Source organism: Pseudoneobacillus rhizolycopersici, from assembly GCF_054786815.1.
On the sequence record NZ_JBTOOE010000005.1, the window covers coordinates 89310 to 101988 of the forward strand.

10 protein-coding genes are annotated in these 12679 nt (G+C 37.6%); 2 read left to right on the forward strand and 8 right to left on the reverse strand.

What is annotated here, in order from left to right:
• Window positions 1-98: 98 nt before the first annotated feature.
• The 7 genes from ACX9YW_RS07495 to rsgA all read right to left on the reverse strand — a co-directional run bounded on the left by ACX9YW_RS07495 (window position 99) and on the right by rsgA (window position 10921).
• Complete coding sequence (locus ACX9YW_RS07495; RefSeq protein WP_460344200.1) at window positions 99-1907, reverse strand: reverse transcriptase domain-containing protein; 1809 nt, start codon at window positions 1905-1907, stop codon at window positions 99-101.
• Window positions 1908-2494: 587 nt separating this feature from the next.
• Window positions 2495-3853: a UvrD-helicase domain-containing protein gene (locus tag ACX9YW_RS07500; RefSeq protein ID WP_460344204.1), complete on the reverse strand. Its 1359-nt coding sequence runs from the start codon at window positions 3851-3853 to the stop codon at window positions 2495-2497.
• Window positions 3846-7340: a helicase-exonuclease AddAB subunit AddB gene (gene addB / locus ACX9YW_RS07505; RefSeq protein WP_460344207.1), complete on the reverse strand. Its 3495-nt coding sequence runs from the start codon at window positions 7338-7340 to the stop codon at window positions 3846-3848. The genes ACX9YW_RS07500 and addB overlap by 8 nt, the downstream gene beginning before the upstream one ends.
• A 125-nt stretch (window positions 7341-7465) precedes the next feature.
• Window positions 7466-8020 carry a signal peptidase I gene (gene lepB / locus ACX9YW_RS07510; RefSeq protein ID WP_460344210.1) on the reverse strand — a complete coding sequence of 185 codons (555 nt, stop codon included), beginning with the start codon at window positions 8018-8020 and terminating at the stop codon, window positions 7466-7468.
• Window positions 8021-8055: 35 nt separating this feature from the next.
• On the reverse strand, window positions 8056-8673 hold the full coding sequence (locus tag ACX9YW_RS07515) for a TVP38/TMEM64 family protein (protein ID WP_460344213.1): 618 nt from the start codon (window positions 8671-8673) through the stop codon (window positions 8056-8058).
• Window positions 8674-8757: 84 nt separating this feature from the next.
• Window positions 8758-9714: an LCP family protein gene (locus tag ACX9YW_RS07520; RefSeq protein ID WP_460344216.1), complete on the reverse strand. Its 957-nt coding sequence runs from the start codon at window positions 9712-9714 to the stop codon at window positions 8758-8760.
• Window positions 9715-9856: 142 nt separating this feature from the next.
• Window positions 9857-10921, reverse strand: coding sequence for a ribosome small subunit-dependent GTPase A (gene rsgA, locus ACX9YW_RS07525; protein ID WP_460344219.1), 1065 nt, complete (start codon window positions 10919-10921; stop codon window positions 9857-9859).
• A gap of 339 nt (window positions 10922-11260) precedes the next feature.
• On the opposite strand from rsgA, the gene ACX9YW_RS07530 reads away from it, so the two are divergent.
• On the forward strand, window positions 11261-11620 hold the full coding sequence (locus tag ACX9YW_RS07530; RefSeq protein ID WP_460344222.1) for a YhjD family protein: 360 nt from the start codon (window positions 11261-11263) through the stop codon (window positions 11618-11620).
• A 10-nt stretch (window positions 11621-11630) separates the two neighbouring features.
• Here ACX9YW_RS07530 and ACX9YW_RS07535 read toward each other — a convergent pair whose 3' ends face one another.
• Entirely contained in the window at window positions 11631-12170 is a 540-nt protein-coding gene (locus tag ACX9YW_RS07535; protein ID WP_460344225.1) for a competence protein ComK, read from the reverse strand.
• Between the two features lie 176 nt (window positions 12171-12346).
• On the opposite strand from ACX9YW_RS07535, the gene ACX9YW_RS07540 reads away from it, so the two are divergent.
• Window positions 12347-12583, forward strand: a complete 237-nt coding sequence (locus tag ACX9YW_RS07540; protein ID WP_460344228.1) for an IDEAL domain-containing protein — start codon at window positions 12347-12349, stop codon at window positions 12581-12583.
• Window positions 12584-12679 lie beyond the last annotated feature (96 nt).

The following is a 12679-nucleotide window of genomic DNA, read 5'->3' on the forward strand; positions in this document are numbered from 1 at the left end:
GCCTTGCTACATTTCTGCAGTAGGTTTCTAGAAACTCCCCCCCGAACCGTACGTACTCCTCTCAGAGTATACGGCTCTCCACTTACAAATATCTATCTTTATTTATGAATATCAATATGACATTTTTTACATACGACCAATGTTTTTCGTTGTTTTGCAATCATCGCCCATTCCCAGTATTTCTTTCCTTTAAGATTCTTCACTTTGTTGATATGATGAATCTCAAATTTCGTGTCAGGTTGATTATCTCCACATAGTTCACATTGTTTTGCACTCAATCGTTTTTCTAAGTCGTTTCTTCCTTGATACACATAAAGGTTAGGTTTTTCATCAATGTCAAATTTGTAGCATTCTATTTTTTTATCGAATCCGTCTTTATAGAAATACGCTATTTTTTCACCATGCTTTGTTTCGTACTTTACTCCCCAGTCCTTACCTTGCCTGTATTTCACTTTCATCTTACCAACTGTGGATTTGTATTTATTCGCAAGTGTTTTTAAACAACTGTATTCCATGACGTATCGTAATTGCCACATTTTTTGATTGACGTTTTCCGCTAGACAATAAAAATGATATAATCCACGAAGTTCAGCGTTATACGTTTCGATGATTTCTAAATCTGATAGACCAATTAATGCTGGTCTGTGAAGCATATCCCATTGCTTCGCATCTATATCTTTGACCATTTTTCGACTGATAATTATTTTTTCAATCGTTCCATTTGGAATTCGCAGCTGTACATAGCCTCGATATTTTCGCTTGACCACACCATTTTTATCTTTTGCTGCGCTTAGGTCATGACTAATTAAAATGTCATAACCCAAGAATCTTGCTGGATTGGTACTATGTGTAATAAGCGTTTTTTCATCCGACATTTCTAGCTGAAGATGTTCTTTTAGAAATTTACCTACACATTTTTTTAGTTGCTCACAATCTTCTTTACTGCCATTGACACCGATAATAAAATCATCAGCGTATCTCACGTATTTCATGCTCTTATAGCCTTCATTACTAGGCTCATAATAGGGTAAGGTTAAAAGAAGCTTTTTGTTCTCTTTGTACTCTTTAATTAGAGTCTCACGAAGTTTTTCTTCGGTGGTCTCCTTAATCTTCTTCTTTAATCGTTGATTTCGCATATCGTATTTTCGGTATTCAGTATTTCTTTTGCGTTTCTTAGGAGTTCCGATATCAAAGGATGGTTTCAGTTCTTTTTCAATAAACATATCGAATTCATTCAGATAGATATTCGCTAATATTGGACTAATGATTCCGCCTTGTGGTGTTCCACTATAGGTGTTTTTGAATCTCCAACTTTCAACGAAACCTGCTTTTAGGAATTTCCACATAAGCCGAATGAATTTCTCATCGATAATTCGCTTTCTCAGAATGTTGATAAGCACTTGATGATTAATATTGTCAAAGAATCCTTTAATATCCCCTTCTATGAACCAGTTCACGCCCGAAAATGTATTTTTAACTTCGATTAAAGCGGTGTGACAACTTCTTTCTTCCCTAAACCCATGTGAGTGTTGTGAGAATGTTGGCTCATAGATAGCTTCTAAAATCATGCGACAAACTTCTTGAACAATTCGATCTGAAAATGTTGGGATTCCTAATGGTCTTGTCTTACCGTTTTTCTTTGGGATATTTATTCTACGGACTGGCTTCGGTTGATAGCTCTCATCTTTTAGTGAGTCAATAATTGCATGTATCTTTTCCTCACCGAATCCATCAGCTGTTTCATCATCGATTCCTTTTGTTGCACTACCTTTATTTTTGTATATCTTAGAATATGCTTTTAGATAGAAATCTTCATTGTAAAGATTTCTGTATAGGCGGTCATATTGATAATTTTCTTTCGTTGCCTGTTTCGATAGATTGTATAATACAATATCTGAACTTTGCATAGAGCATTTCGCTCCTTTCTTCATTGTTTATACGTTGTAAGCTGCTCCCCTTCGCCATGTAATAGGCTTTCCCTATTTCGGACTACTACGGGAGCTCCGTTACCATATTGGATATTCAGTACCTTTGTACATAGCCTGGTGGCATTCCAACTTAGGTAATCCCCATTTAGTATATTGTATACAGGCTGTGATTCGTTGTCGGAAGGAACACTCATCCTTTTCCTCAATCTTGAGACGCGTCCATTCTTTATTAATTCAGAAACTAGGTTTGTGCATCAATTTAGTACACTTCCCCATGTTCAGTGGCAAGCATTTAATACGCTGAACAGAATGGATTCTAGGTTTCAAACGGTTTCCTAGACGGTCAGCATAGCCCCGCTCGGATTGTTCTTCAAGCAGTTTAGCCTTCTTCCTTATACGAATCTTTTATATCTCGCCATTCAGTCGTAACCCTTCCGTTTAGGTTAACTTATGACTTTAACCGACATGCTACACTCCCTTTTTGGTTTCCCGCCAAGATAAGTCGGCTGATATATAAACCGTTTCTGTAGTTTATTCACCGCCAAATGGTGAAATATACAATACCCTTATGGGCGCACGATCGACTGCTTCACGTCCCCAACCATAAACAAGTTTCCGTCTTCCTCCGATTCCTTTGCCACTTGTTTTAAGATCGTTTCTTGGACCATGTTGGTATCCTGGTATTCATCAACCAAAATCTCTTTATAATGACCTCGATATGCTAAAGCCACCTCGGAAGGCTGTAGTGTCCCATTTGGAGATTTTACTGTTAAAATTTGTAAACATAAATGCTCCAGATCGGCAAAATCAACTAATCCCTTTTCACGCTTAACTTCTGAAAAGCGTTTCGAAAATTTCTTCACTAATCCAACTAGACTCTGAATATACACCGCCATTTCTCGCATATCTTTAAGGAAGGTTTCCGGTTTTCGAGAGAATAGTTCATCCTTTATGTCGGTAATTATTTTTTTGAGTTTTTCGCGCAGTTTTTTGGCTTTCTTTGTAATCTCAGGATCAAATTCATCTTTTTTTCCAGACTTTAGTCTTGAAAAGGATACCAGAGCAAACGTCTCGTACAAAGTCTTCCAGGATTCCTGATTGGCGCGTATGAGCGTTTGGATTAATTCAATATCTTGGTTAAAGGTTTCCGCCATTGGAGCTGGTCCAGCCGGCAACTTAGTCAGTCTAATCCCTTCTTGGGCTATATCCTCAGCTCCCTCAAGCTGTAAACTAATTTCAAAGAGTAATGTCTCAAGAAAAGGGAGATCTTCAATCTGCATGTTAGGATCTACATCGTACATATCAATTACTCTCTGGAGATATTCATCTGGATTTGCATTGGCGCCGGCAAAATCAAACAATGCAGAAATAATTTCCTGTAGCTCCACATCACTTCGGTCGCCACTAAAAATATCCACTAATCGATAAAATGATTCATTTTCAGGTTTCGAGTATTCATCTTCAAAAAGCTCGTCTAATACTTCGTCCCGGATTAACTGAACTTCGGTTTCATTAGCAATTCGGAACCCCGGATCGATATCAATTAAATAATAATACTTTTTAATAACCTCTAAACAAAAAGAGTGTAGTGTTGAAATCGATGCCCGGTTTAATAAGTTCAGTTGCTTCTTTAGATGGTTTGATTTCGGATTTTCATTGATTGCTTTTTCTAAGGCTTCACCGATTCGGTGGCGCATTTCTGCCGCCGATGCATTGGTAAAGGTAACGACTAATAACTCATCGACGTTCATTGGGTCTTCAGCTGAGATAATTTTCTGAATAATTCTTTCAACTAACACTGCTGTCTTACCCGAACCGGCGGCTGCTGCCACTAAAATATCTTGATCTTTCGCATAGATCGCCTTCCATTGATCGTCTGTCCAAGTGACCGATTCTGGTTTAGCAGGAATGAGCTGTTTAGACATTTAGGGTCACCTCCTTTTTAATACCATCCATCACCTGTTCTCTAGTTTGTGGAACTAAAACACGGTATTCATTTGTTTCAATAGCCGGGTCAAAATGGCAGACCGGTTTAAATGAACAAAATGTACAAGCGGTTTTATCTTTTAGCTTATAAGGAGAAATCTCCACATTCCCAGCTACTAATTCATTTCCTGTCGCTATATATTTTTCTCTTACAAAGCCCCTTAATAAATCGAATTCTTCTTTAGAAGCTACTTTAGATCCCTTCGCAATCGAACCGTCTTTATTAATACCAGCTGATATTATCGGTGATTTAGCCATATCAATATCTTCGTCCATGAGTTTCAGTACATCCGGATCAGCAATCATGAGTCCGTTCATTTTAAATTTCTTGTATAACTCTGCCTCGACTTGCTCCAATGTGAGTATTTTCTTTGAATGAACGATAGGATTATGGACATGGAAGTAAAGGACTCCCGCGGGCATTGCGTTTACTTCCACCAGCTTACTAGAATGTGTGATAATAATATCCAAATAGGTAAGCATTTGTAGGGCTAGTCCGTAGTAGACTTCCTGTAAATGAACATCCTTGGCACTAGACTTATAATCTACGACACGTAAATAGATTTCATCTTCTTTGGCAGCCTGATCAACCCTGTCAATCCTTCCAACTAATGACATTTTTCGCCCATTCTTCAATTCAAATTGCAGTGGTGGCAGGTCAGCAGTCGGCCCAAAACCTAGTTCTAATCCAATCGGAACAAATCCACTTGCTTTGGCGTGCTCGCTTAAGACATAGGATGCACGGCTAATAATTTGCTGTAGTTTGCGTTTAATATAATGATGTCGATTTGAGCTTAACAGAATTTCGTTTTGAAGTCGTGGTGCTAATGATTCCATTGCCAATCGGGCAAGATTTTCACAATCTGCCTCCGTTATGTCCTTCCAGGATTTATTTTCCTTCAGAATCTGATCGGAAATATATTTTAAGGCTGCATGGAATAAATCACCAATATCAGGTGCTTCCAACCGGAAAATTTGGCGGTCCCTTAGACCAAGGCCATATCTAGCAAAATGGGAAAACGGACAGCTGTGGAATAATTCCATTCGCGAAACACTCGCTTGAATTTGTTCCCCATAAAGCTCATTCGTTAAATCGCTAGAAATCGAAATCGTTTGATTCGTATAAAATAAGCTAGACAGCACCTTGATGGTTGCGTTTTTCCATTCACTATTTTCGATATAGTCACGATAAATGTCCCACCAAAAATCATAAATCGGATAATTTCGCTTCTTTAATTGCAGTTGTGAGGTTAAATAACTTAAGGTTGTTTTTCGATTAACCGCATATTCAAGCTGCTGTTTTTCGGAAAGTTCCTGTAAATCGGAAACAAAGAAATGTTCTATATGCTGCGGGAATATTTCCTTGATGCGATTAATAAACGGTGAAGGGATAAGACCTTTCCCTTCCTGATTTGCTAATGGATAAGTTAAAAATAAAATTTTAGATGGCAATGTAAATGCTTTATAAGCTAAATATTGCTCATCAAGCAGCTTAATTCGGCTACTTGGACCAATGTTTAAGCCATTTAAAATTAACTGTTCCCGATCATCATCTGCTAAAATACCATCATCAGAAAACTTTGCGGGGAATACTCCTTCATTTAAGCCAACCACAAAAGCTGCCTTTATCTCAGAAAGCCTTGACTTTTCCAAATCGGCCACCAATACTTGATCAAGCGACGGGGGGACTATCGAAAATCTTAATGTTTCTAGACCTGAGTCGAGGACACTGGCAAACTGTTTAACAGTCAACTTTTCTTCACCCAGAATTTCAACAAATTCATCTAATAAATCAATTATGGCATCCCATGCTTGGTCATGTTCGCGTGCACGAAGAAGATTACCTTTTTCATCCTCGATTTGTTTCCATTCCTCTAACTTTGCTGGAATATCCAACTCTTCTAAAAATAAAAATAAGGCCTCACAATACTCATGCGTTTTTTCAGCTTTCGCTAATCTTCTCGATAGTCTCAGAATCGGTGCCGTAATTTTTAAACGAATGTCATTAAGACTTTGTTCCATTCGCTTTTCTTCATCGGTCTGAATAGCTGTTTCAAATTCAATCCCCTTATATCTTCGATAAATCCACCGTTCCTTCTTTGTCCACTGATTTCCTTGAATGCCATAGGCTAATACAAAGTTTTCTAATTGATCAGCCTGCTGTCTAAGATAGGCATCATTCTCCTTGAGAGGGAATAATAATTCCGTTTTTACTGCTCGAAAAACTGGCTCATAGCGCCAATTCGAATGTATAATTTCAATGGTTGAACGAATTAGCTCAATGAGCGGATGATGAAGCATCGTTCGTTTTTGGTCGATAAAATATGGAATATCATAGTCCTCAAAGACTGTCTGAAGTACTTCCTGATATTCATGACCATTTCGAATAAGGATGGCAATATCACGATATCGTTCAATTTCCTTTGTGCGGACAAATTCCTTAATCTTCCGGGCTATTCCTTCGACTTCTGCACGGCGGTTGACAGCTTGTCCTATTTGAATATTTGCCTTTTGATTATATTTCACGACCGGCCTTGTATCAAAATGAGTCTCCAAGTGAAATAGCGCATCGTCCTGCCATCTTTTTTGTTCGTTGAATCGAAGCTCCGGTTCTATCGTAATTCCTTCGGCTTTTGCCATATCGTAAATGGTTTGACAAGTACTTCCTGACATCCGGAATAAATGAAGCTCTTCTGGCGCTGATTGCCAATACGGTTCATCTAATGTCAGGGCAATCGTGACACGTCTACAGTTTTTCATTAGAGCGGAGATAATCCCATATTCTTGTGGAGTAAAACTATCGAAACCATCAATATAAATTTGTGCGTTTTTCAAATAGGAGGAAAGACTCGCCTTGTCAGTCAGTAAACGAAAATAATCCTCCGAATCTAGATACTTTCCTTGTAATGATTGTTCGAAGCTTTGATAAATTAGCTCCAAATCATGTAACTTATCCTGAAGCACCTTGTTTTGATTGTTTTGGAAAAATCCTTCTCTTTTTGTTTTGAGCTCCTCGGGATGGACACAATAACGCTTAAATTCGGTTAGCATCCGCTCCACTTGCTCGATAAATCCATTTTTATCGGCTGCTTGGTGAAAGATTTTTAATGATTCCTTTTTATCCTCGACAAGTTTGCGTATAAGCATATTTAAGCCTACACTTGTTAAATGCTGTCTGCTAATCCCACCTGTTTCCTGCAAAACCCTCCAAGCGAGTCGAGTAAAGCTAAATACTTGAGCCCGTATCATTCCTTTTATCTCTTCACTTGAAATGAGGCGATATTCGGATAAAAACGTCATTTGATCTGGTACTAAATAAATAATTGGATCCCCATCAGGAGAATCCTTTAGCTCACTTTTAATCTCATTTAAGCAGTAGGTTGTTTTTCCGCTTCCCGTACGACCAATTAACAAACGAACTGACATCCATTCTCCCCCTAACTACTTTTTTTCTATCCATTATCATAACATAAAATAAATACGAATACACGTTCGACACCGAAGGTAATGATAGGATATTTTGGCAAAAAAAAAGCGCATTTACTGCGCTTTTAAAATGTAACCCCTAAATCTTCAATTGGCCAATAGCGGAGATTTACTTTTCCGACAACCTGGTCAACTGTGATAAAGCCAAAGTGGCGGCTATCCCAGCTTCCTAAGCGATTGTCTCCTAAGACAAATAAATGGTTTTTTGGAACGACTTTTTCACCTGTAAGTTCTTCAAGAGTAAAATCTCCGGTTAGCCTGCCACCAAGGACTTCTTTCCGATATTCTTCAAGGAAAGGCTCTGCGAATTTTTTCCCATTAATAAATAGCTGTTCATCCTCGTAAACAATTTTATCGCCAGGTAAACCGATAATTCTTTTTACAAAATCCTCCTCCTGGTTCGCATGAAAAACAATTACATCAAAACGATTAAAATCACCGATTTGATAGCCTATTTTATTTACAACTAGCTTGTTTCCATTCTGGAGAGTAGGCATCATTGATTCACCCTCAACGACATAATTGGAAAAGAAGAAGGTTCGAATAAATACAAAAATGATAAGTCCAATGGCAAAAGCTTTCATCCACTCTTTTACTTCCTTTTTCCACGCCTCGTTCAAAACTGATCCCCCCTTTTTTATGAAGTTTTTATTTTTCAATTTGTTTGTTGGTTTCTTTTTCCACTTATATTTAATCTTACTTCTATTCTCTTCCCAACATACCACAGAATGATGATGACCGCGATCACAATAGCTGTTCGAAGTGGCTGAGTGATTAGCGATCGTAGGTCATAGCCGATAAAGCTTATCATAAAAATCATCACAAATTTTCCTATTAATACTGCTAACATGTATTGATAGATATTTATTTTTGACAATCCGGCCACGATATTAACGAGGGCTGAAGGTGTAAAGGGAAAACATAATAATAGGAAAATCGGTCCAAATCCATGATTTTCAACCCATGTCATTAGTTTTTTCACCTTATCATATCTATGTAAAAAGTTTAAAAAACGCTTTTGGCCAAACCTTCTGAAAAAGAGAAACACGAGTAACGCCCCTATACATGCACCAATCCAGGAAAACAAAAAACCTAACCATAGTCCAAATGCGCTAGCGTTGGCCATTACGAACAAAAACAATGGTAAAAAAGGAAGGAAGGCTTCTAGCATAGGTAATACGATGCCAGGTATTGGTCCTAATGCTCGATATTGTTGGATTAAACCCATTATATTTTCTATAGTAAACCATTCTTTTAACGTAGAAAAATCCATTCTCTTTCTCCTCTTAATTATATACGAAAAAGCCATAAGCTAAAAATGGCAGTTGCTTATGGCGCTCCTAGCTCTATTATTACCTTATGGCTGTTGAATAAACTCATGTAAGGCTTTTTTATTTGCCTCTTCATCAATCCAGAGAACATCACCAGCTCCGGGTATTTTGCGTTCTTCAAAGGTTCCTTTTACAGGTATCCGAAAGGTGGTAACAGGAGAACGGTCACCTGAGATAAAATCCTTTCCCATAAATAGGAGATTCGATGTTTTAATATTTGTATTTAAGTAAGGTTTTACAACCCCAACTAGCTTAGGAAGTTTCGGAAGCTTATGAATGCTCATCAATTGATCAGCAATCTCTGTAACAATTTTTTGCTGCCTTTCCACACGATTGTAATCGGATAAGGCATCGTTTCTGAAGCGAACATAACCTAAAAGATGCTCCCCGTCTAAATATTGTTCACCTGGTTCAATATCAACACCTATTCGGTCTGCTTTCGTCATTTTCTTTTCAACATTCACCTTTAGCCCTTTTGGAAATGCTTCATCGATAACGCGAACAAAGCCTTGGAAATCAACAATTGCATAATATTGCAAATCAATATCAAAATTCTTTTTAATGGTTTGTCGTAAAAGGTCCGGTCCTCCTAATGCAAAGGCTGAATTTATTTTATGATAACCGTGCCCAGGTATATCGGCATAAGTATCCCGCATGATTGAAGTAACCTTGAACGTTCCTTTATCCTCGTTATAATGGGCAATCATGATGGTGTCTGCTCGTGATACGGTATCATTTTTCCTTGCATCGCTTCCCAAAACCAACACATTCGTTCCTCCGAATTGGTCTTTAGCCCCATCAAACTCATATTCAATCTGCTCTGGTGCTTCCTCATCTTCCAAGGATTGTGATACTCCCTGCTTATATTGCACATAGGCATAAACTAACACTGCCGTAATCAAGATAAAAATGATTGCTAATATTCTTTTTAAATTGGGTCTTCTTCGTTTCTTTTTCTGATGTCTCGTTGATCTTGAATTCATGAAAATACCGTCCATTCTTCTCCCATTTACTATATATTTTATCTCTAGTTTTCTATTTGTCTAGTTGTCCTATGTATAAAGTACCGTATTTATGACTTAGAGACAAATAAAAACCTCTTCATGCGAAGAGGTGATTTTGTCGTTATTTAGCTTTGCTTTTTTGTTTTATATGTTTACTAATATTTTTCCAATGCTTTTTTTCATCAGATTGCGCTTTTTTATCCATTTTGCGATCTAGGTAGGCTAGTTCTTTTAATAACTTTTTGTAGCTCAATAGCCGATCTTCAGGGAGTTCCCCATTCTCGATGGCCGATTGTACGGCACAACCCGGTTCTTTTACGTGCTTACAGTCTCGGAAGCGGCAATTTTCCCCTAAGACTTCGATATCATGAAAGCTTTCCGCTAACCCGTCACTACTTTCCCAAAGCTGCAGCTCTCTCATTCCCGGAGTATCGATTAAAATCGCTCCGTTTGGCAACAGAAGCATTTCGCGATGAGTGGTCGTATGCTTTCCTTTATCGTCGGCTTCCCGGATTTCCTGAACCGCCTGTTTTTCCGTTCCTAACAGATGATTAGTGATGGTTGATTTTCCGACACCTGAAGATCCTAAAAGGGCAACGGTCTTACCCGGCTGCAAGTATTGGTCAAGCTGTTCAAGTCCGTCATTCTGTTGGGCACTTATGGCAATGATAGGAACCCCCATTGCCACCGACTCAACTTCGAGAATTTTGGCTGCAACATTTTCACAAAGATCGGCTTTGCTTAATATGATCACCGGAGTAGCGCCACTTTCCCATGTTAATAGGAGATATCTTTCCATTCTTCTTAGGTTTAAGTCGTCGTTCAAACTGTTAACTAAGAAAATTGTGTCAACATTGGCAGCAACGATTTGTTCTTCTGTTACTTGGCCGGCCGTTTTTCGCGAAAACTTACTGCTTCTAGGCAAAATCGCGTGTATTGTTCCGCGATTTTCATTTTGTCGTTCTTGTAGAACAACCCAGTCACCAACGGCTGGATAGTCCTCTCTTCCTGTTGCTTGGAACGAAAATTTCCCTGATACTTCGCAAAGCGGTTCTCCATTTTCCGTCCAAACCCGATACATTCTTTTATGTTCCAGTGCTACTCTTCCAAGCGTGTAGCCCTGTTCTTGATATGGTCCAAATTCTGCTGCTACCTTTTCGTTCATTCCCATTACATTTATATTCAATTTGTGTTCCTCCAATTTTTAAGCATAATAAAAAACCATAAGCACGCATAGCCCATGGTTTTAATCAGCATTAGAAGACACAATCATTCTACATAACTGTATTATGTGCACAGATGGGCCATGCAACGATATTCGACAATGAGAGTTTTCACATTTAATTTTTTCATCGCACTTCACCCACCTTTCTCATAATTATTTTTATTATATGTGATATCTTTGTCATTGTAAACCACTTTTTACATTTTTTTCTTTTCTTCATCACTTGCGTTTCATTCATTTTTTTTGTAGAATCTATATACGAACAAATGTTCCTTAATATTTCGAAAGGAGCCATTCGCTATGACGCGTATTCCTGAACCGGAACGAGATATGATTGAAAAGGCTATTTATTTGCCAATGGTTTTAATCGTATTTAATCGCGACTTAACGCTTTTTCAAAAAAGCCCCTTTAAATTACCTAAACCTTATTTGGAGTTAGTTGAAGAAGCCATGAAGGTTATCCAAAAAGAGCTTTATGAAGTCAAACAATTTTTACGAAAAAATCAAATCCAAGTAAAAGAAATTAAACGGGATGAGTCCTTTACTATGTTTTCTTTTTTATATAAAGGCTACGAAGAGCAGCATAGCTACTTTAATCCTAGAATTCGAAACAAAGTACAAGAATTAATGCAATTTTATTTATATAAAAGACTCATCTAACAAAGTTATCTCATTCGCCATATTCTCCCTTTTCTTCGATAATATTGGTATCTGGGTAATAAAATTGAACTTTATTGTTTTCGAGATCATAAATTCTTTGCCGGCACTTATTACGCAAATGAGAGGCAGTAAACCATTGATTTTTAAACGATCTCTCAGAAATAGGGAGCAGGTATGTCCGATTATTTTTAAAGGTTACAGCGGTAGAATCAGAAGCATGTGCTACTTGATTTAAAACATGCTGCTCATTCACCCAAAAACAATTAGATCGACTTGGAGACGTAGTTGGAAAGATAAAAAGGTTGGATTCCAGGGCAATTGGGGTTTTATGCTTTTTCCCAATAACATGATTACTCCCTTCTAAGCGCCCTTTAAAGCTTGAACCATAATAATTGCAGCTTGCTTTAATGATGTCTAACGGCTTACATGGAATTAAAAACTCACGATCTGCTTCAACAACTCGGGTATAGACTTTTTGGCCGTAAATTTTTGGCTCCACAAAATAAGTCTTATTATAAAATATGTATTCCGAAAAATTCCTGTCTTGCAAACTCCTCAACTCCTTTCCTATTTGGAATTATCATAACATTTCGACATAAATTTATTTCATTTTTTGTTAAAAGTTTCAAAAAATGTCACAAAAATATTTTCAGAAAATTATAAAAATGTTGTTGATTTTATTCCTCCACCTCCATATAATATAAAAAAGCATCAGGGGTGATGAGAATGAAAGACAAATCTTACTCTAATTTAATGAAAACCGGTGCTATGAATCGACAAAACGAAAAAGAAACCTTCGTTCAAAATTTATACATTGAAATGATATTAGCAGAAATCCAACTACGCGCCGAAAAGGAAAAATTGTTGAAAAGGATTGACTCAAGCCTTGACCAGCGAAACAAAGAATGCTTTATGAAGCTTTCAAGGCAGCTTACAGAACTTAATAAACGATTTGGAACCTAAGAGGAGGAGACTTCCGCACCATGAGTAATACCATTCAATTAAACAACCGATTTTAAAAAGGGCTTACTGATTCGCAAAACCGAAAAAGTAAGCCCT